The organism is Azospirillum tabaci (assembly GCF_014596085.1).
GTDB lineage: Bacteria > Pseudomonadota > Alphaproteobacteria > Azospirillales > Azospirillaceae > Azospirillum > Azospirillum tabaci.
The window spans coordinates 90,300-109,164 of sequence record NZ_JACCJY010000001.1; the positions used below are offsets into that span (position 1 = coordinate 90,300).

Consider the following 18,865-nt stretch of genomic DNA (forward strand, 5'->3'; position numbering starts at 1 on the left):
CGCCTTCCGTCATGCCGCCGCGAGGCCGTGGCTCACTCGTCGCCCATCTTGAGGGCGGCGATGAAGGCGCTTTGCGGGATTTCGACCTGGCCGAACTGGCGCATGCGCTTCTTGCCTTCCTTCTGCTTGTCCAGCAGCTTGCGCTTGCGGCTGATGTCGCCGCCGTAGCACTTGGCCGTCACGTCCTTGCGCAGCGCGCCGATGCTCTCGCGGGCGATGATCTTGCCGCCGATGGCCGCCTGCACGGCGATCTTGAAGAGCTGGCGCGGGATCAGCTCCTTCAGCCGCTCGCAGAGCTGGCGGCCGCGGCGCTCCGACTGGGAGCGGTGGACGATCATCGACAGCGCGTCCACCGGCTCGGCGTTCACCAGGATCGACATCTTCACGAGGTCGCCTTCCTCGTAGCTGTCCATCTGGTAGTCGAAGCTGGCGTAGCCGCGGCTGATCGACTTCAGACGGTCGTAGAAGTCGAAGACCACCTCGTTCAGCGGCAGGCGGTAGACCAGCATGGCGCGGGCGCCGGCGTAGGTTAGCTCGATCTGCTGGCCGCGCCGCTCGGTGCAGAGCTGGAGAATGCCGCCCAGATACTCGTCGGGCAGCATGATGGTGGCCCTGATCCACGGCTCGTCGATGCGGTCGATCTTCATCACGTCCGGCATGTCGGCCGGGTTGTGCAGATCCATCACCGTGCCGTCGGTCATGTAGAGCTTGTAGACCACCGACGGCGCGGTGGTGATCAGGTCCAGGTTGAACTCGCGCTCCAGCCGCTCCTGGATGATCTCCAGATGCAGCAGGCCGAGGAAGCCGCAGCGGAAGCCGAAGCCCAGCGCCGCCGACGTCTCGGCCTCGTAATGGAAGCTGGCGTCGTTCAGCTTCAGCTTGCCCAAGGAATCGCGCAGCCGCTCGAAGTCGGCGGCGTCGACCGGGAACAGGCCGCACCACACCACGGGGATGGAGGGCTTGAAGCCGGCCAGCGGCTCCGCCGCCGGGCGGCGGTCCTCGGTGATGGTGTCGCCGACCTTGGTCAGCGTGATGTCCTTGATGGCGGCGGTGATGAAGCCCATCTCGCCCGGCCCCAGCTCGCCGGTCAGCAGCGCCTTCGGGGTGAAGACGCCGACGCGGTCGACCTCGTGGGCGCTGCCGGTGGACATGAAGCGGACCTTCTGGTTCACCTTCAGCCGCCCGTCCACCACGCGCACCAGGATGACCACGCCCAAATACGGGTCGTACCAGGAATCGACCAGCAGGGCCTTCAGCTCGGCGTCGGCGTTGCCCTTGGGCGCCGGCAGGCGCTGCACCACGGCTTCCAGCACGGCGTCGATGTTCAGGCCGGTCTTGGCCGAGATTTCCACGGCGTCGGTGGCGTCCAGGCCGATCACGTCCTCGATCTGCTGCTTCACGCGGTCGGGCTCCGCCGCCGGCAGGTCGATCTTGTTGAGGACCGGGATGATCTCGTGGTTGTTGTCGATCGCCTGATAGACGTTGGCGAGCGTCTGCGCCTCCACACCCTGCGAGGCGTCCACCACCAGGATCGAGCCCTCGCAGGCGGCGAGGCTGCGGCTGACCTCGTAGGCGAAGTCGACGTGGCCCGGCGTGTCCATCAGGTTCAGCGTGTATTGCTGCCCGTCCTTGGCCTTGTAGAGCAGGCGGACGGTCTGCGCCTTGATGGTGATGCCGCGCTCGCGCTCGATGTCCATGCTGTCGAGCACCTGCTCGCGCATCTCGCGCGAATCGAGGCCGCCGCACTGCTGGATCAGACGGTCGGCAAGGGTCGACTTGCCGTGGTCGATGTGCGCGATGATCGAGAAATTGCGGATGTGCGAAAGGTCAGTCATCGGTGCCCGGAGCCCTGGTTTGGGGCGGAACATAGGGCGGACGGACGATGCGCGCAATGGAGAAGGGTGACGGCCCGGCTAGCCAACGTTGGTCGCGGCTTGCGGCACGGCTCCTCTCGCGTCCCTCTTCCGGGGGGCTGCCGCACGGCAACCATGCCGCGCGCCGGCCATGCATAGCGCCGCCAGGGGCGCAGTGCGGCGTCCGGCCTTTTCCCTTTACCGTCCCGCGCCGGCCATGGACTATGGCGGCGCGAAGCGTGCCCTTGGGGGATCATTCATGAAATGCGCGGTGATCATCCCGGTCGGGCCGGGGCACGACGGCTTGTCCGAAGAGGCGGCGGCCTCCGTCGAGGCGGCGTTCCGTAGCGACCAGGGCCCCTTTTCGGACGTGATGATCCTGCGCATTCCCGACCCGTACGGCGCGATCGGCCGCTCGCGGTGCCGGAACTTTGGCGTCGAACACGCCATCCAACACGGCGCGGAGTGGGTCTTCTTCCTGGACGCCGACGATCTGATGGATCGCAACGGCTTCGCGGCGGTCCGCACCCATGTGGCGGACTTCGACGCCGTCTTCGGGATGATCGCCGAGCAGTGGTACGGGTCGGACGCGGTGAGTCTGCGGGACAAGCAGGTGGGGGCGACCACCCTGCTGAGCGACATCCTCCTGAACGATCCGTATCTGACGCTGCAGATGGGGCATTTCGTCCGCGCGCGCGTCGCGCGATCCATCCCGTTTGACGAGGCCATGGATACCGGCGAGGACTTCAAATACTACCTGGAGCTCTGGCGGACGCACAAATGCTGCAAGATCGGGCAACCGCTCTTCATCAACCGGCGCGGGGCCCACTCCACCGGGCCGCGCTCGGCGGACGGCGGACGGTGGCGCCACGCCGTGACGCGGGTGTTCGGCGACTTCTTCCGCAACCACCCCATCGTGATCAACTTCGTGGTGTCCGGCGTGAAGGTCGGCTTCGCCATCGCCAATCCGTTCGACATGATCCACCGCCACTACCTGCGGCGCATGTTTTTCGAACAGGAGGAACTGAATTATCTGCGGGACCTCGTGCCTGCCGGATCGTCGATCCTGGAGATCGGCGCCAACGTCGGGAACCACGTCGTCTATTACGGTCTGTTCATGGCGCCGCGCCGCATCATCGCGGTCGAGCCCAACCCGGCGGCCCTGCATTTCCTGAAGAAGAACGTGGAGGTCAACCGGCTCGACCCGGCGACGGTCACCGTCCTGGAATGCGGCGTCGGGGACCGCGCCGGTTCCTTCGACCTGCACGTCGCCGACGAGGCCAATTTGGAGGCGGCGCGGCTGGTCCCGGCTGAGAGCGGGCGCGTCGCCGTCCACCCCATCGACGATCTCATCCAGGAGCGCGTCGACTTCATCAAGATCGACGTCGAGGGCATGGAGATGGAAACGCTGGTGGGGGCGCGGACGACCATCGCGCTCCACCGGCCCATCCTGTTCATCGAGGTCATGAACGCCAACAAGGACGCCTTCCTCGACTGGGCCGGACAGAACGGTTACCGCATCGCCGAAGAATTCCGGTACGTCAACGCCTCGAACTACGTGGCCGTGCCGGCGTGATGCCGATGGGAAAGGGGCGCCCTCACCCCACCAGCGCCGGCGCCACCGCTCGGTAAAGCTCCATGTACTCCTCGGCCGGGCCGTGCCAGCCGAAGTCGCGGGTCATCGCGTGCTGCTGCAGGACGTGCCAGCGCTCCGGCTTGCGGTAGAGGGCGGCGGCGCGGCGCAGCGTCCAGGTCAGCTCCTGGGCGTTGGCGTTGACGAACTGGAAGCCCGTCGCGCTGCCGTCGTTCACCGCGGCCGGGTTGGCGTCCACGATGGTATCGGCGAGGCCCCCGGTGCGGCGGACCAGCGGCAGGGTGCCGTACTTCAGAGCGTACATCTGCGTCAGGCCGCAGGGCTCCGACCGCGAGGGCACGAGGAACAGGTCGGCGCCGGCCTGGATGCGGTGGGAAAGCGCCTCGTCATAGCCGATGCGCACGCCGACCGACTTCGGGTACCAGGTGGCGAGGTGGCGGAAGCCGGCCTCCAGCGCCGGTTCGCCGCTGCCGAGAACGGCGAGCTGGCCGCCCCAGGCGATCCACTGCGACGCCGCCTCCAGCACCAGATCCAGCCCCTTGTGGCCGGTCAGGCGGCTGACCACCGCGGCCAGCGGGGTGTCCGCCCGGCGGTCCAGGCCGAAGGTCGCCTGGAGGTCGGCCTTGCACAGGTCCTTGCCGCCGAGGTCCGCGGCGCCGTAGCGCGCGGCGATGTGCGGGTCGGCGGCGGGGTCCCAGATTTCATAATCCACGCCGTTGAGGATGCCGGTCAGCGCCTCGGCCCGCGTGGCGAGCAGCCCTTCCAGGCCAGCGCCGTGCTCCGCCGTCTGGATCTCGTGGGCGTAGGTCGGGCTGACCGTGGTCAGGCGGTCGGAATAGAAGCAGCCGGCCTTGAGGAAGCCGACACCGCCGTAATACTCCACCCCGTCGATCCGGAAGGCGGCGGAGGGCAGGCCCAGGTCGCTCATCATCCAGGCGCCGAACAGGCCCTGGTAGGCGATGTTGTGGATCGTCGTCACCGTGCCCGGCCGGAACGGCCCGGCGAAGCGGTCGGGGCGCAGCTCCAGATAGGCCGGGATCAGGCCGGTCTGCCAGTCGTGCCCGTGCAGCACGTCGGGACGCCACCAGGGATCGAGGCCGTCCTCCGCCGCGAAGCCCGCCGCGCACCAGGAGAGGGCGGCGAAGCGTTCCGCGTTGTCGGGCCAGTCCTTGCCGTCAGGCCCCAGATAGGGGTTGCCGGGCCGGTCGTAGAGCGCCGGCGCGTCCAGCACGTAGGCCAGCACCCCGTCCGGCATCCGTCCGATCCGCAGCGTTGCCGGAGCGCCGCCAGGCAAGTCGGTGAGCGGCCCGCCGACCGGCTGCAGGTCGGTCAGCCCGTTCAGCACCGCCGGATAGCCGGGCAGCAGCAGGCGGGCCTCGGCTCCGGCGCGGTTCAGGGCGGGGGGCAGGGCGGCGGAAACGTCGGCCAGCCCGCCGGTCTTCACCAGGGGGTAGCATTCCGGCGTGACGAACAGGACGCGCATGGAGGCGGGGTCTTTCGGTTTCTTCTTGGTCTTGCTCATCGCCCCCTCGCCCCAGGGGGGCGAAGGGGGATGGGAAGGGTCAGTCCTTGGGCAGGCGGTCGATCATGTCCTGGGTGATCAGGCAGACGCCGCCCTCGCTGCGGTAGAAGCGCTTGGCGTCCAGCTCCGGGTCCTCGCCGACGACCAGCCCCTCGGGGATCACCACGCCGCGGTCGATCACCACCTTGGTCAGGCGGCAGTGGCGGCCGATGTCAACGTCCGGCAGGACCACCGCCTGATGCAGCTCGCTGAAGGAGTTGACGCGCACCTCGCTGAACAGCAGCGAGTTCTTCACCAGCGAGCCGGAGACGATGCAGCCGCCCGACACCAGGCTGTCCACCGCCATGCCGCGCCGGTTCTCGTCGTCGAAGACGAACTTCGCCGGGGGCAGCTGCTCCTGGTAGGTGAAGATCGGCCACTCGCGGTCGTACATGTTGAGCTGCGGCGTGACGTGGCAGAGGTCGAGGTTGGCCTCCCAATAGGCGTCGATGGTGCCGACGTCGCGCCAGTAGGGCTCCGACTCATGGCCGTTCAGGATGGCCGACTCGGCGAAGTCGTGGGCCATCACCCGCGCCCCGCTCGTCACCAGATACGGGATGATGTCCTTGCCGAAGTCGCGGGACGAGCCGGGTTCGTTGAAGTCGCGCTCCAGCTGGTCGTAGAGGAACTGCGCGTTGAAGACGTAGATGCCCATGCTGGCCAGCGACTTGTCCGGGTTGCCCGGCATCGGCGGCGGGTCGGCGGGCTTCTCGACGAAGTCGATGACGCGCTGCGTCTCGTCCACATGCATGACGCCGAACCCGGTGGCCTGGGCGCGCGGCACCTGGATGCAGGGGATCGTCACGTCGGCCTTCTTGGCGATGTGGTCGAGCAGCAGCGCGCCGTAATCCATCTTGTAGATGTGGTCGCCGGCCAGGATCAGGATGTATTCCGGCTCGTGGTCGCGCAGGATGTCCAGGTTCTGGTACACGGCGTCGGCGGTGCCCTGGTACCAGGCGGTCTCGCTGATGCGCTGCTGCGCCGGCAGCAGGTCGCAGAACTCGTTCATCTCGCCGCGGAAGAAGTTCCAGCCGCGCTGCAGGTGGCGCAGCAGGCTGTGCGACTTGTACTGAGTCAGCACGCCGATGCGGCGGAAGCCCGAGTTGATGCAGTTCGACAGCGCGAAGTCGATGATCCGGAACTTGCCCCCGAAATAGGTGGCCGGCTTGGCGCGACGGTCGGTCAGCTGCTTCAGCCGGCTGCCCCGGCCACCGGCCAGGACGAGTGCCACGGCGCGGCGCGGCGCCAGCCGCAGATCCCGTTTGTCGAGCATGTGTCTCCCCTTTCGGTTCTCTTTTTTGCGGTCGGCCATCCGGAAGCGTCCGGCGGACCCGTGTGGGCGGAGGCCGCTAGTCCCCGGCCCCGTCCGGCTCCGACGGTTGAGAGGGTGACCGTGCCACATTTCACGGGGGCGGGCCAATAGGCCGAGGGGAACAGGCCGGAAATAGAGGGGGGCTGCCCAACGGTTGTGCGGAATTCAGGCGCATCATTGTGCACAAAAATTAGGCAAGCGCGTGGGAAACGAGCGTGCGGCGCCTCAACAGGGGGCAACCGGCCTGCAATCCACAGGCGAATCATGCCAAGGCAAAAGGCTTTGGATGGTCTGACTTTCTGCTCAATTTCTGGGCAGCATAAGCCCGCGACTCGGGGCCTATGCTGCTTTGCGGTCATCCGAAAGGCCGCAACCACCGCGATTCCTAGCCCTTTTGGGTTGGCACGCTTCTTGAAAGCAAATCGGCCTACACGGCCCCCTCCCGCCGCCCCGTCTGTACCGGGGACGGGGCGAAACGGGCCAGAAGCATTCGAATAAAGAGGAGCCTCGATGAGCCGTCTCTTCACCCTCGCCGCGCCGACGATGGCGGCGATTCTGGGCTTGGCCGGTCTGCCTGCCGCCGCCCTCGCCCAGGAAGCGGCCGCCGCCGCGGCCGAACCCACCCTGAGCAGCGGCGACACGGCTTGGATGCTGGTCGCCACGGCGCTGGTTCTGTTCATGACCATCCCGGGTCTGGCCCTGTTCTACGGCGGCATGGTCCGCAAGATGAACGTGCTGTCCATCGTGATGCAGAGCTTCGCGATCTGCTGCCTGGTCAGCATCCTGTGGTTCTTCGCCGGTTACAGCATCGCCTTCACCGAAGGCACCCCGTATTTCGGCGGCCTGTCGAAGTTCATGCTGTCGGGCATCACCAAGGACGGCCTGTCGGGCGTCATTCCGGAGACGGTCTTCATCGTCTTCCAGATGACCTTCGCCATCATCACCCCGGCCCTCATCACCGGCGCCTTCGCCGACCGGATGAAGTTCTCCTCGATGCTGGTCTTCACGGGCCTGTGGTCGCTGATCGTCTACGCGCCGATCACCCACTGGGTCTGGGGTCCGGGCGGCTACCTGCTGGGTGACGGCGTGCTCGACTACGCCGGCGGCACCGTGGTGCACATCAACGCGGGCGTGGCCGGTCTCGTCGCCGCCATCGTGCTGGGCAAGCGCAAGGGCTACCCGAACGAGAACTTCGCCCCGCACAACCTGGTGCTCAGCCTGATCGGCGCCTCGATGCTGTGGGTCGGCTGGTTCGGCTTCAACGCGGGTTCCGCCGTGGCCGCCGACGGCCGTGCGGGCATGGCCATGCTGGTCACGCAGATCGCCGCCGCCACCGCCGCCATGTCCTGGCTGCTGGTCGAGTGGGCCACCAAGGGCAAGCCCTCGGTTCTCGGCATCATCTCCGGCGCCGTCGCCGGTCTGGTCGCCATCACCCCGGCCTCGGGCTTCGTCGGTCCGACCGGCGCCCTGGTCATCGGCCTGGTGTCCGGCGTGGTCTGCTACTGGGGCGCCACCGGCCTGAAGCGCGCCCTCGGTTATGACGACTCGCTGGACGCCTTCGGCGTGCACGGCGTGGGCGGCATCGTCGGCGCCATCCTGACCGGCGTCTTCGCCCAGGAAGCCATCGGCGGCACCGCCGGCGCCCTGGAGGGCAACGTCGGCCAGATCTGGACGCAGGTCTACGGCATCCTCGCCACCATCGTCTACTCGGCCGTGGGTTCCTTCATCATCCTGAAGGTCATCGACGTGGTGATGGGCCTGCGCGTGGACGAGGACGTCGAGCGCGATGGCCTGGACCTCGCCCTGCACGGCGAGACGATCCACTAAGCACCTTTTGCAGCCTGGTTGTTTCCTCCATGAACTTCCGCCGCCGGGGCCTCCCGGCGGCGGATTTTTCATGTCGGAGTCCGGGGACGGGTCCGCGGCGCAGGTACATCTTGCCCCCGCCCTTCCGCGCCGTGGAAAGCTGCGCGAACTGGGCCAGGAAGGCGTCCCAGGCCAGAGGACCGGCCTTCTCCGCCACCGCCTGGTGGATCGCGCCCAGGCTGGTCCGCCCGTCCACCCGCGCCAGGATCGGTCCGGCCAGACGGGGCAGGGGCAGGGGGATGACCGCGCCCATGAGTTCGGCCTCCAGCACGCCGCCGGGGGGCAGGCCCTTGGCGACCGCGCCGCCGTCCAGGTCGCGCAGCACCGGCACCATCTCCGGCCCGTCCGGGCGGGCGACCGCGCCCTCGGCGTCCTCGGGACGGACGAGATAGGCGATGTGCTTGGTCATGCTGCCGGTGACCTGCTCGGCCCAGGCGGCGCGCTCCAGCCGGGACAGGCCGTCCAGCCGCTTCAACACGCGGGGGTCCTTCAGCCAGACGGCGGGGTCGTAGCGGTAGGGATCCACTAGCGCGGCGATGGCCAGCCCGCCCGCCGCGGCCAGCTCCGCCAGTTCCGGAACGGTGAAGGGCCGGTCGCAGGAATGCAGCAGCAGGTCGTAGAGGTCGGCGTCGGCCTGTTTGTGGTCGTTGATGAAGGGGTTGCGCAGCAGCCAGTTGGACGGCGGCAGACGCTCGATCAGCCGACGGGCCAGCGCCACCTGCTCCTTGGGCGGCAGGTCGGCCGCGATGGTGCGCAGCGCCGCCTGCATGGGATAGACGCCGGTGCGCCCGTACGGCGCGTAGACCATCAGCCCGATCCCGCCGCCCGGCTTCAGCGCCCCGGCCAGCGAGCGGATGCCCGCCGCCGGCTCGTCCAGATGGTGCAGCACGCCGCAGCAGTCGATGTAGTCGAACGGCCCGCCCTCGTCCAACAGCCCGCCGAGGTCGAGCAGGGAGCCGCGGCGGAAGTCGATGTTGGTCAGCCCGCGCGCCCTGGCCCGCGCCTCGGCGATGTCCCGCGCGGCGTCGGAGAGGTCGAGATAGGTGACGCGGCCCGGATTGCCGGCGTCGGCCATCTGCTGGGCGATCATGATCGTCCCGTCGCCGGTTCCGCCGCCGGCCACCAGCACCGTGAGGGGTTTGGCGTGGTCGAGCCGACCGCCGAAGACGTTGTGGTTCACCTCGTCCAGATGGCTGGGCGATCCGGTGATCAGGCGCTTTTTCTCGTCGGCGGGGTTGCGCGCGGGATAGGGGAAGGCTTCGTACTGGGCGCGCAGGGTGTCGATGCTCATGGATCGGGCAACCGGTCAGGTGGACGGGTGCCGGACCATACCATCATCACGGGGTGGGGTGGGGAGGAAGGCCTCCCCTCCGCCTCTCATACGGCCAGCGCATGAACAGTTCCATGGTCGGCCGGCCGTATGACCCTTTCGCACATGGCTGCGCCATGTGCAGTCGGGTTTGGACCGAAGGCGTTTGATGGAAGCCATCAAACGCCTTCGGTATCACGCCAAAGGCAACCGGATCTCGGTCAGCCACTCCTCGGGGGGAAGGGTGCGGGGATTGTTCAGATATTCCTCGACACAGGGGCGGTCGGCCGGCGTGTGGCCGCTCGATGGCAGCCAGTCGCGGTAGAGCCAGCGGTAAGGGCGTTCCAGCTCCGCATAGGGACCCTTGTGGACCAGCACCGCGTGGCGGCCTCCGGCGACCTCCAGGGGATGGACGGCGCCGTCCTCGGGGATCGGTCCGTCGAGCAGCAAGGCTGCTTCGGAGCGGAGCTGGTCGGCGGGGACGGATTCCGGGTCGTCGTAATAGACCGCGAAGGCGCGCACCTGCGGCCCCATCAGCCCGCGGGCGGCGGCCCAGGCGTACAGCCGTTCAAAGGCCGTGCCGATGTCCATGTAGGGGCCGCCGTGGGCCATGGCCGCAAGGCGCAGCGGCGGCAGGTGGCGGATGGTGACGTCGTGCATGCTTCGTTCCTCGTCCGGTCGTCGATCGGGTGGAGGAACCAGACGGCCTTGCCGCCGGTAGGCGCCGGGGCTCAGGCCGTAGACCTGCCCGAAGGCGCGGGTGAACGCCTCCACGCTGCCGTAGCCGGCGCGCCGTGCGACCTGCGCCATGAGGTCGCCGCCCTGCACCAGATCCCCTGCGGCACGGTGCAGGCGCAGCCGGCGCAGCGTGTCCGCCGCCGTTTCCCCCGCCATGGCGCGGTAGATGCGGTGGAAATGATAGGGCGAGAAGCAGGCGACGGCGGCCAGCCGCTCCAACTCCAGCGTCTCGTCCAGATGGGCGGCGATGTGGTCGATGACACGCTCGATGCGGCGGCCGTAGTCCAGCAGGGTGTCGGGCTTGGTCATGGGTCCTCCATGCCGGACATCCTAGCCGAGGGCCGCTTGATCGCGCTTGCGGACCTTCAGCCCTCCGCCGGGCGGACCACGCCGACCTCCAGGCCGTTGCGGTTGGTCACCGGCTGGTTGATGAGCTGGCCGGCCCGCGCCCACTGCTCGTCCGACAGGACCTTGGTGGCGCGGATCAGGGCGGCCAGCGCGACCTCGCGGGCGCGCGGGGTGCCGTCGTCGATCTTCAGGGCGATGCCCAGCCCCTGCTTGGGCAGAACGGCGCAGCCCACGCCCTCGGCCCCGCCCTTGACCAGCACCAGACCGCCCGCCGCCTGCATCATGCCGGTGTCGAAGCTGTCCTTGCCGGCGATCAGGTGCGGGTGCGACCGCCAGGCGCGGCGGATGCGGGCCACCGCCTCGGCGCGGGAGTCGGGCAGATCCTTCGGGTCGCCGATGCGGGCCATGGCGTAGGCGATGGCGCCCAGCGGGATGCCGATGGTCGGGATGGCGCAGCCGTCGACGCCCCAGGGGGCCTGCGACAGGTCCTGGCCGGTCATCTGCTCCATCACGCCCAGGATGCGCTGCTGCACCGGGTGGTCGAAGCGGACGTAGCCCTTGGTCGGCTCGCCCTTGTGCAGGGCGGTGGTCAGGAAGCCGGCGTGCTTGCCGGAGCAGTTGTTGTGGAAGGCGGTCGGCGTCTCGCCGTGGCGGATCATCTCGTGGGCGGTCTCGGTGTCGGTCGGCAGATGCGCCCCGCACTCGTAATCGTCCACGGTCAGACCGATGCGCTTGATCCAGGCCTCCGCGATGCGGGTGTGGCGGATCTCCCCGTGGTGGGAGGAGCAGGCCAGCGCCAGCTCCTGGTCACCCAGCTCGTAGGCGTCGAGCGCGCCCGTCTCGACCAGCGGGATCGCCTGGATGGCCTTGATGGCGGAGCGCGGGTAGACCGGCGCCTGGATGTCGCCCCACTGGGCCAGCACACGCCCGTCGGAATCGACGATGCAGGCGCGCCCGCGATGGACGGATTCCACCATGCCGCCGCGCGTCACCTCGACGAGGATCGGCGCCTCCGGCGGTCCGGAGAGGTCGGCGTGTCCCTCGGCGGGGGTGTGCCCCTCGGCGGAGTTGTAATGATCGGCGTGGCCGTGGTGGTCACCGTGGCCGCCGCAGCAGGAGGAATGGTCGTGGCTCATGGGTGGAGAGCTTGCCTCTCTCGGGGGCGCGAGGCAAGGTGTCGCACCATCGGACCCGCCGGATCACGGCTGATTCGCGCTATGTGCGGGCCGAAACTACGAGTGATTGTGCAGCCATGCGTGGATATTTCGCCATCGGGGTGGAGCGGATCAGCAAGCCGGGCAACGTCGGCAACCTGATGCGCTCCGCCCATGCCTTCGGCGCCTCCTTCTTCTTCGCCATCGACCCGGAGCCCGACCTTCACGAGGCGCGCATCGTCGACACCTCGGGTGCCGCGGAGCATCTGCCGCTCTACGTCTACGACCGGGTGGCCGATCTGGCGCTGCCCAAGGACTGCCAGCTCGTCGGGGTGGAGCTGACCGAGGACGCGGTGGAGCTGCCCAGCTTCCGCCACCCGACCCGCGCCGCCTATGTGCTGGGGCCGGAGCGCGGCAGCCTGTCCGAACCGCTGCTGGAGCGCTGCGACTTCACGGTGAAGATTCCGATGAAGTTCTGCATCAACGTCGGGGTGGCCGGCGCGCTGGTGATGTACGACCGGATGATCAGCCTGGGCCGTTTCGCCGAACGCCCGGTGCGCGTCGGCGGCCCGACCGAGCCGTTGCGCGATCATCAGCATGGCCGCCAGATCATGCGCAACCCGGAACGCCGCCGCCGCATGCGCGGCATCCCGAAGCCGGTGGTCGTCCGCGACGACGAGTGATCCGGAGAGGCTTCACAGTCCAGGAACCGCCACGCCGCGAAGGAGACGTTCGATGTCCGACCCGCTCTACGACGACCGCTTCTACGACATCCAGGAGGAAGGGTCGCTCCGCTCCGCGCAGGTCATCGCGCCGCTGGTGCTGGGCTGGGTGGGGGCGGAATCGGTCCTCGACGTCGGGTGCGGGGTCGGCACCTTCCTGCGGGCCTTCGCTGAGACGGGGATCGCGGACATCCAGGGGGTGGACGGCGACTATGTGCGCCGCGACCGTCTGCGCATCGATCCGTCCCGCTTCCGCGCCCACGACCTGTCGCAGCCCTTCGATCTGGGACGGCGGTTCGGCCTCGTCCTGTCGCTGGAGGTGGCCGAGCATCTGCCGGAAGAGCGGGCGGAAGGCTTCGTCGACGATCTCTGCCGCCATGGCGACGTCGTGCTGTTCGGGGCCGCCATCCCCGGCCAGGGGGGCAAGGGCCACATCAACGAGCAGTGGCAGAGCCATTGGGCCGGGAAGTTCCTGTCCCGCGGCTACGAGGCGTTCGACATCCTGCGGCCAATCCTGTGGGCCGATCCGTCCGTCGAATTCTGGTACCGCCAGAACACGGTGATCTTCGCCAGTCCGGATGGCATCGCCGCCAACCCGGCCCTGGCCGCCATGCGGGGGCGGGGGCTGCCGCTGTCCTGCATGGGGCTCGTCCATCCGGAACTGCTGGACCTGCACGCCCGTCAGGCGGCCCGGTCGAAGCGGGTGGTGGAGGTCTTCAACCAGATGGCCGCGCAGGGCGGCAGCTACCGCTTCGACAGGGGGGCGGACGGGTCGGTCAACATCGTGCGCATCGAGTGACGCGGTTGGACAATGATCGCTTCCTTCGCTTTTCAGCCGTGAACCCTGCCCTGGGGCTCAGAACTTCACGAACGGGTTGAGAATCAGCCCCAGCGCGCCGGTGAAATGAAGCGGCGCATCGGTCACCGCCAGGCACAGGCAGCCCTCCTCGTCGGCCACCGGGCGGTGGCGCACGGAGTCGTCGGCGACGGACAGGTCGCCGCGGGCGAACTGGCCCAGATCGTCGGTGAAGCCGCCGTCCAGCACCAGAGTCAGTTCGATCCCCCTGTGGGTGTGGTGGGGCGGCCCGACGCCGCTCGCCAGCCGCATCAGCCGTGCCTTGCCGCGGCGTTCGGAGCCGGACGCCAGCGGGATGTCGTAGCAGTCCATGCCGCGCATCAGCCGCTTCCAGGGCAGGCGTGACAGGTCGTTGCCGACGTAGCGGCGCAGCGGTTCGGGCAGCAGCGGCACCTCGGCCGGCTGGCAGACCAGCTTCGGCCTGGGTGCGCGGGGCAGGGGCGGCAGGTCGTCCAGCCGGGCGAGAACCATCTCCAGGCAGGCAGGGTCGACCTCCTCCGGCTCGATGGTCTCCAGCAGGGCGCCGCCGACCGCCTCCATCTCGGCGACGTTCAGGCGGCAGCAGGGGCACAGCGCCAGATGGGTCGCCACGATCAGCGACGCCGCCTCGCCCAGAGCGCCGCCGGCATAATCGATCAGCAGGGTGTCGCCGGGATGGTGGGTGGGCACGGTCATCGGGAGTCCCTCATGGCCTTGCGCAGCCGTTCCATGGCCAGCCGCAGGCGCGACTTGACGGTGCCCAGCGGAATGCCCTGTTCGGCGGAGATCAGGCTGTGCGGCTTGTCCTCGAAATAGGCCAGCCGCAGCAGGTCGGCCTGCTCCGGCGGCAGGGTCTTCAGCGCGGCCTGCAGCCGCCCGGCGGTTTCCCGCGCCGCCACCCCGTCGTCGGCGCTTTCCATCGGGTCGGGCACCAGCGTGGGGTCGGCGGGGTCGATCTCAGGCCGCTGCTCCCGCCGCAGCGCGTCGATCCGCCGGTTGCGGGCGATGGTGAACACCCAGGTGGCGGCGGACGCCTGGGTCGGGTCATAGGTTTCCGCGCGGCGCCACACCAACAGCATCACGTCCTGCACCAACTCCTCCGCACCGCCCGCGTCGCAGCCCTGGCGGCGCAGATAGGCCTTCAACCGGGGGGCGAAATGCCCGAACAGGGCCGCGAAGGCCGTGCGGTCGCGGTCCCGCCCGACCGCGGTCAGCAGTTCTTCGAAGGTCCGGTCGGCGCCGGCGGCTGGGGAACCGAGATCCTGCATCCACGTCTTCGGGCACGTCTTCAGGGGCACCGTCTCTGCGCGCATGGGCTTTGCGCACAGGGGCAAGCCCCGCATCACATGGTGCGCGGGGCGCCCCGCTGCAAAGCGAGTTTGGCGCTCCCCCGCGTCGTTGGCACCGTCATGCGGTCGGGCGGCGAGTGGTGGCATGGGATTCTGCGGCGTTCGGTCCGGCGTTCGATGGGCCTTCTACGCGCCCCGTAGGGTATCGGATCACCGGCTTTCGATGCGAAATCGAGCGATCGATTGCAGGACCGGCTTGCGGAACAACCCGTGACTTCGCCACCGGGACGGGGCGGCGGCCCTGGAAAGGCTCACCGAATTGGGGTAGGGTCCGCCCACTCCCGAACCCGTCCGCGAAACCATTCGAGCCTTCGCCAACCGATGTTGCCCATCCGCACCATCCGTCGCACCGCCGGCGCCGCTCTGCTTCTGGCCGGTCCGATCCTCGCCGCCACGCTCGCCGTTGCCACGGTCAACACGGCCGCCGCCGCCGACCCGCGCCTGCTGGGGACCTTCAAGGACTGGAACGCCTTCGCCTTCGACGAGGGCGGGCACAAGGTCTGCTACCTGTCCAGCCAGCCCAAGAAGAAGGAACCCGCCGCGGCCAAGCGCGGGGACATCTATGTGCTGGTGACCCACCGCCCGGCGGAAAAGGCGCTGGACGTCGTCAGCGTCGTCGTCGGCTACCCCCTCAAGAAGGACAGCGAGTCCACGGTGGACGTGGCCGGCAAGTCCTTCAAGCTGTTCACCGACGGCGAGACCGCCTGGGCGCGCGACGCCGACACCGACAAGGCCGTCACCGCCGCGATGCGCGACGCCAAGGGCAAGTCCATGGTGGTGAAGGGTGTTTCGGGCCGCGGCACGAAGACCACCGACACCTACAGCACCGACGGCTTCGCCCAGGCTTACGACGCGATCAACCAGGCCTGCGGCGTGAAGCGCTGAGCAGCGCTGCTCTTTTCACTTGGTCGCTCCTCGTTTCGTCTTTTGACTCCGGACGCTCGTGGCCCTATTTAGGGGGCCATGAGCGCCTCCAACCATGCTGCTGCCTTTGCCCTGCCGGCGACCGACGCTGACGGGCGCAAGAACCTTGTCGGCCTGTCCCGCGACGAGCTGGAAGCCGAAATGCTGTCCGTCGGCCTGGAGAAATTCCGGGCCCGCCAGCTCTGGCACTGGATCTACCACCGCGGAGCCACCGACTTCGCGGTGATGACCACGCTCGCCAAGCCGGTGCGCGAGAAGCTGGCGGAGAGCTACGCCGTGGCCCGCCCGACGGTCGTGCGCGACCTGAAGTCGGTGGACGGCACGCGCAAGTGGCTGCTGCGCATGCCCGACGGGCAGGAGGTGGAGAGCGTCCACATCCCCGAGGAGGACCGCGGCACGCTCTGCGTCTCCTCGCAGGTCGGCTGCACGCTGACCTGCCGCTTCTGCCACACCGGCACGCAGCGTCTGGTGCGCAACCTCGACGCCTCGGAGATCGTGGCGCAGGTCATGCTGGCCCGCGACGCGCTCGGCGAATGGCCGGCGCCGCCGGACGGGCGGATGATCTCCAACATCGTCATGATGGGGATGGGGGAGCCGCTCTTTAACTACGAGAACGTCGCCAAGGCGTTGAAGATCGTCATGGACGGCGACGGGATCTCGATCTCGAAGCGCCGCATCACGCTCTCGACCTCCGGCGTCGTCCCGGCCATGAAGCGCTGCGGCGAGGAGCTGAACGTCAACCTCGCCGTCAGCCTGCACGCCGTGACGGATGAGCTGCGCGACATCATCATGCCCATCAACCGGAAATATCCGCTGAAGGAGCTGATGGACGCCTGCCGCACCTACCCCGGCCTGAACAACGCGCGGCGCATCACCTTCGAATACGTGATGCTGAAGGGCATCAACGACAGCCCGGCGGACGCCCGTGCCCTGGTCAAGTTGCTGGAGGGCATCCCGTCGAAGATCAACCTGATCCCCTTCAACCCTTGGCCGGGCGCCCCCTACGAGCGTTCGACCGACCGGGCGATCCAGGTCTTCGGCGACATCGTCAACAACGCCGGCTACGCCAGCCCCGTCCGCACCACCCGCGGCGAGGACATCATGGCCGCCTGCGGCCAGTTGAAGAGCGCGTCCGTCCGCCTGTCCGCCGCCGACCGCGCCGCCATCGAGAAGGTGCTGGCCGAGAAGGACGCGGCGCTGGCCGGATAAGGCCGGACCTATCCCTGGGAGTGTTCCGTGCCTGAGTTCGCCGTCGATCCCGGCCTGATCCTGTTCCTGTTCAACGCCGCGGCGGTCTGGCCGCTGATGCGCATCTTCCGCCGGGCGGGCTTCTCGCCCTGGTGGGCGCTGGTGATCTTCGTGCCGGTGATCGGGCTGGTCGGCGTGCTGGGGCTGCTGACGATGCGGCGCTGGCCGGCGCGGGTGCTGGTCGACGGGCCGGCGCGGCCGCGCAAGGCGCGGAGGGCCGCGTGATGGAGATGCTCGAGTCCGTCGTCGCCCTGCTCAACGCCGTCTACTGGCAGCCCTGGGCGGCGATCATGTCCACCGATCCGTGGACGGCGAACCTCGTCATGGCGATCCTGCTGATGCTGAAGCTGATCTTCGGCGGGTGGGTGCTGGCCAAGGGCGGGCGCAGCCCGCTGTGGGCGCTGGTCCTGCTGATCAACGGGGCGGACATCCTGGCGATGTGGCTCTACGCCTACATCCGCTGGCCCTTCGTGGACCGGGCGCCCGCCCGCCCCGCGGCGGAGAGCACCGTTGCGGCCGACGCCGGAACGGATTGAGTGCCCCAGCCCTCTCCCCTCTGGGGAGAGGGTGGCCCGAAGGGCCGGTGAGGGGGATGTGCGTTTCGGTACGTTCGGCAGAAGCGCAACCCCCTCACCCTAACCCTCTCCCCAGAGGGGAGAGGGGACTTATGAGCGGGACCGATTGATTCGCATCGATCGTAGGGCTACTGTCCGCCACCGATATTTTTCCCCACCCGCGTGAGTAGTCCCATGAGCGGTGCGTCCGGCAAACAGATCAAGAAAGTGGTGCTCGCCTATTCGGGCGGCCTCGACACCTCGGTGATCCTGAAGTGGCTGCAGGAAACCTATCAATGCGAGGTGGTGACCTTCACCGCCGACCTCGGCCAGGGCGAGGAGCTGGAGCCGGCGCGCAAGAAGGCCGAGCTTCTGGGCATCAAGCCGGAAAACATCTTCATCGACGACCTGCGCGAGGAATTCGTGCGGGACTTCGTGTTCCCGATGTTCCGCGCCAACACCCTCTATGAGGGCACCTACCTGCTCGGCACCTCGATCGCCCGGCCGCTGATCGCCAAGCGCCAGATCGAGATCGCCAACCAGGTCGGCGCCGACGCCGTGGCCCATGGCGCCACCGGCAAGGGCAACGACCAGGTCCGCTTCGAGCTGGGCTACTACGCGCTCCGCCCGGACATCAAGATCATCGCCCCGTGGCGCGAGTGGGATCTGAACAGCCGCACCCGGCTGATCGACTACGCCGAGAAGAACCAGATCCCGATCGCCAAGGACAAGCGCGGCGAGGCCCCGTACTCGACCGACGCCAACCTCTTGCACATCTCCTACGAGGGGAAGGCGCTGGAGGATCCGTGGGTCGAGCCGTTCGAGGACATGTACACCCGCTCCGTCGCCCCGGAGAAGGCCCCGGACACCCCGACCTACGTCGAGGTCGAGTTCAAGCGCGGCGACGCCGTGGCGATCGACGGCAAGGCCCTGTCCCCGGCGGCCCTGCTGACCGAGCTGAACCGCCTGGGCGGCGAGAACGGCATCGGCCGCCTCGACCTCGTCGAGAACCGCTATGTCGGCATGAAGTCGCGCGGCGTGTACGAGACGCCGGGCGGCACCATCCTGCTGGCCGCCCACCGCGCGATGGAGAGCATCACGCTCGACCGCGGCGCCGGCCATCTGAAGGATGAGCTGATGCCGCGCTACGCCGAGCTGATCTACTGCGGCTACTGGTTCAGCCCGGAGCGTCTGGCGCTCCAGGCGCTGATCGACCAGACCCAGGAGACGGTGAACGGCGTGGTCCGCCTGAAGCTGTTCAAGGGCAACGTCACGGTCGTCGGCCGCAAGTCGCCGAACAGCCTCTACCGCATGGACTATGTGACGTTCGAGGAAGACAGCGTCTACAACCAGAAGGACGCGGAAGGCTTCATCAAGCTGAACGCGCTCCGCCTGCGCCTGGGCGCCATGGCCCGCGCGAACGTCAAGTAAGCGCAAGCAGGCTCGGTGTCTTTTGGAACGGGGGGCTCTCGCAGCCTCCCGTTTCCTTTTGGGGAAA

The 18,865-nt window shown here is 68.4% G+C and carries 17 protein-coding genes; 9 read left to right on the plus strand and 8 right to left on the minus strand.

All coding sequences use genetic code 11. The annotated features are described in order from the left end of the window. Positions 1-32 precede the first annotated feature (32 nt). The gene (lepA, locus tag H0B54_RS00425) at positions 33-1,835 is read right to left on the minus strand and encodes a translation elongation factor 4 (protein WP_188258816.1); all 1,803 of its coding nucleotides are present in this window, start codon (positions 1,833-1,835) and stop codon (positions 33-35) included. Between the two features lie 277 nt (positions 1,836-2,112). Between lepA and H0B54_RS00430 the strand changes: the two genes are divergently transcribed. Then, positions 2,113-3,429 (plus strand): FkbM family methyltransferase, encoded by a 1,317-nt coding sequence (locus H0B54_RS00430; RefSeq protein WP_188258817.1) that lies wholly within the window; start codon positions 2,113-2,115, stop codon positions 3,427-3,429. Between the two features lie 22 nt (positions 3,430-3,451). On the opposite strand, the gene glgA is transcribed toward H0B54_RS00430, so the two are convergent. Together glgA and glgC are read right to left on the minus strand one after the other, a co-directional pair. After that, positions 3,452-4,930 carry a glycogen synthase GlgA gene (gene glgA / locus H0B54_RS00435; RefSeq protein ID WP_188259174.1) on the minus strand — a complete coding sequence of 493 codons (1,479 nt, stop codon included), beginning with the start codon at positions 4,928-4,930 and terminating at the stop codon, positions 3,452-3,454. Between the two features lie 79 nt (positions 4,931-5,009). Further along, entirely contained in the window at positions 5,010-6,281 is a 1,272-nt protein-coding gene (gene glgC / locus H0B54_RS00440; RefSeq protein WP_094301534.1) for a glucose-1-phosphate adenylyltransferase, read from the minus strand. 549 nt (positions 6,282-6,830) lie between these two features. Between glgC and H0B54_RS00445 the strand changes: the two genes are divergently transcribed. Further along, positions 6,831-8,147 carry an ammonium transporter gene (locus H0B54_RS00445; RefSeq protein WP_094301535.1) on the plus strand — a complete coding sequence of 439 codons (1,317 nt, stop codon included), beginning with the start codon at positions 6,831-6,833 and terminating at the stop codon, positions 8,145-8,147. Here H0B54_RS00445 and H0B54_RS00450 read toward each other — a convergent pair. The 3 genes from H0B54_RS00450 to H0B54_RS00460 all read right to left on the minus strand — a co-directional run bounded on the left by H0B54_RS00450 (position 8,059) and on the right by H0B54_RS00460 (position 11,717). Next, positions 8,059-9,477, minus strand: coding sequence for a class I SAM-dependent methyltransferase (locus tag H0B54_RS00450; RefSeq protein WP_246472183.1), 1,419 nt, complete (start codon positions 9,475-9,477; stop codon positions 8,059-8,061). The genes H0B54_RS00445 and H0B54_RS00450 overlap by 89 nt on opposite strands. A 213-nt stretch (positions 9,478-9,690) precedes the next feature. After that, positions 9,691-10,542 (minus strand): AraC family transcriptional regulator, encoded by an 852-nt coding sequence (locus tag H0B54_RS00455; protein WP_188258818.1) that lies wholly within the window; start codon positions 10,540-10,542, stop codon positions 9,691-9,693. Between the two features lie 56 nt (positions 10,543-10,598). Beyond that, positions 10,599-11,717 carry an asparaginase gene (locus tag H0B54_RS00460; protein WP_188258819.1) on the minus strand — a complete coding sequence of 373 codons (1,119 nt, stop codon included), beginning with the start codon at positions 11,715-11,717 and terminating at the stop codon, positions 10,599-10,601. Positions 11,718-11,833: 116 nt separating this feature from the next. On the opposite strand from H0B54_RS00460, the gene H0B54_RS00465 reads away from it, so the two are divergent. Both H0B54_RS00465 and H0B54_RS00470 read left to right on the plus strand, forming a co-directional pair. Then, entirely contained in the window at positions 11,834-12,418 is a 585-nt protein-coding gene (locus tag H0B54_RS00465; RefSeq protein WP_094301539.1) for an RNA methyltransferase, read from the plus strand. 52 nt (positions 12,419-12,470) lie between these two features. Beyond that, on the plus strand, positions 12,471-13,256 hold the full coding sequence (locus H0B54_RS00470; RefSeq protein WP_188258820.1) for a class I SAM-dependent methyltransferase: 786 nt from the start codon (positions 12,471-12,473) through the stop codon (positions 13,254-13,256). Between the two features lie 57 nt (positions 13,257-13,313). Here the strand turns inward: H0B54_RS00470 and H0B54_RS00475 are convergent, their stop codons facing one another. Both H0B54_RS00475 and H0B54_RS00480 read right to left on the minus strand, forming a co-directional pair. Beyond that, positions 13,314-13,988: a ChrR family anti-sigma-E factor gene (locus H0B54_RS00475; protein ID WP_188258821.1), complete on the minus strand. Its 675-nt coding sequence runs from the start codon at positions 13,986-13,988 to the stop codon at positions 13,314-13,316. Continuing rightward, positions 13,985-14,560, minus strand: coding sequence for a sigma-70 family RNA polymerase sigma factor (locus H0B54_RS00480; RefSeq protein WP_094301542.1), 576 nt, complete (start codon positions 14,558-14,560; stop codon positions 13,985-13,987). Before H0B54_RS00480 ends, H0B54_RS00475 begins: the two co-directional genes overlap by 4 nt. Before the next feature lie 402 nt (positions 14,561-14,962). On the opposite strand from H0B54_RS00480, the gene H0B54_RS00485 reads away from it, so the two are divergent. The 5 genes from H0B54_RS00485 to H0B54_RS00505 all read left to right on the plus strand — a co-directional run bounded on the left by H0B54_RS00485 (position 14,963) and on the right by H0B54_RS00505 (position 18,798). Continuing rightward, positions 14,963-15,526, plus strand: coding sequence for an invasion associated locus B family protein (locus tag H0B54_RS00485; protein WP_094301543.1), 564 nt, complete (start codon positions 14,963-14,965; stop codon positions 15,524-15,526). 78 nt (positions 15,527-15,604) lie between these two features. After that, on the plus strand, positions 15,605-16,774 hold the full coding sequence (gene rlmN / locus H0B54_RS00490; protein WP_188258822.1) for a dual-specificity RNA methyltransferase RlmN: 1,170 nt from the start codon (positions 15,605-15,607) through the stop codon (positions 16,772-16,774). 27 nt (positions 16,775-16,801) lie between these two features. Beyond that, positions 16,802-17,038 (plus strand): DUF805 domain-containing protein, encoded by a 237-nt coding sequence (locus H0B54_RS00495; RefSeq protein ID WP_094301545.1) that lies wholly within the window; start codon positions 16,802-16,804, stop codon positions 17,036-17,038. Then, complete coding sequence (locus tag H0B54_RS00500) at positions 17,038-17,349, plus strand: hypothetical protein (protein ID WP_174440474.1); 312 nt, start codon at positions 17,038-17,040, stop codon at positions 17,347-17,349. Before H0B54_RS00495 ends, H0B54_RS00500 begins: the two co-directional genes overlap by 1 nt. A 213-nt stretch (positions 17,350-17,562) precedes the next feature. Beyond that, positions 17,563-18,798, plus strand: coding sequence for an argininosuccinate synthase (locus H0B54_RS00505; RefSeq protein WP_188258823.1), 1,236 nt, complete (start codon positions 17,563-17,565; stop codon positions 18,796-18,798). The last annotated feature ends 67 nt before the right edge of the window (positions 18,799-18,865 follow it).

Excerpts from the sequence above, each read along its gene's own strand:
- lepA (WP_188258816.1), bottom strand. The coding sequence starts at position 1,835 with ATGACTGACCTTTCGCACATCCGCAATTTCTCGATCATCGCGCACATC.
- H0B54_RS00430 (WP_188258817.1), top strand. The coding sequence starts at position 2,113 with ATGAAATGCGCGGTGATCATCCCGGTCGGGCCGGGGCACGACGGCTTG.
- glgA (WP_188259174.1), bottom strand. The coding sequence starts at position 4,930 with ATGCGCGTCCTGTTCGTCACGCCGGAATGCTACCCCCTGGTGAAGACC.
- glgC (WP_094301534.1), bottom strand. The coding sequence starts at position 6,281 with ATGCTCGACAAACGGGATCTGCGGCTGGCGCCGCGCCGCGCCGTGGCA.
- H0B54_RS00445 (WP_094301535.1), top strand. The coding sequence starts at position 6,831 with ATGAGCCGTCTCTTCACCCTCGCCGCGCCGACGATGGCGGCGATTCTG.
- H0B54_RS00450 (WP_246472183.1), bottom strand. The coding sequence starts at position 9,477 with ATGAGCATCGACACCCTGCGCGCCCAGTACGAAGCCTTCCCCTATCCC.
- H0B54_RS00455 (WP_188258818.1), bottom strand. The coding sequence starts at position 10,542 with ATGACCAAGCCCGACACCCTGCTGGACTACGGCCGCCGCATCGAGCGT.
- H0B54_RS00460 (WP_188258819.1), bottom strand. The coding sequence starts at position 11,717 with ATGAGCCACGACCATTCCTCCTGCTGCGGCGGCCACGGTGACCACCAC.
- H0B54_RS00465 (WP_094301539.1), top strand. The coding sequence starts at position 11,834 with ATGCGTGGATATTTCGCCATCGGGGTGGAGCGGATCAGCAAGCCGGGC.
- H0B54_RS00470 (WP_188258820.1), top strand. The coding sequence starts at position 12,471 with ATGTCCGACCCGCTCTACGACGACCGCTTCTACGACATCCAGGAGGAA.
- H0B54_RS00475 (WP_188258821.1), bottom strand. The coding sequence starts at position 13,988 with ATGACCGTGCCCACCCACCATCCCGGCGACACCCTGCTGATCGATTAT.
- H0B54_RS00480 (WP_094301542.1), bottom strand. The coding sequence starts at position 14,560 with ATGCAGGATCTCGGTTCCCCAGCCGCCGGCGCCGACCGGACCTTCGAA.
- H0B54_RS00485 (WP_094301543.1), top strand. The coding sequence starts at position 14,963 with ATGTTGCCCATCCGCACCATCCGTCGCACCGCCGGCGCCGCTCTGCTT.
- rlmN (WP_188258822.1), top strand. The coding sequence starts at position 15,605 with ATGAGCGCCTCCAACCATGCTGCTGCCTTTGCCCTGCCGGCGACCGAC.
- H0B54_RS00500 (WP_174440474.1), top strand. The coding sequence starts at position 17,038 with ATGGAGATGCTCGAGTCCGTCGTCGCCCTGCTCAACGCCGTCTACTGG.
- H0B54_RS00505 (WP_188258823.1), top strand. The coding sequence starts at position 17,563 with ATGAGCGGTGCGTCCGGCAAACAGATCAAGAAAGTGGTGCTCGCCTAT.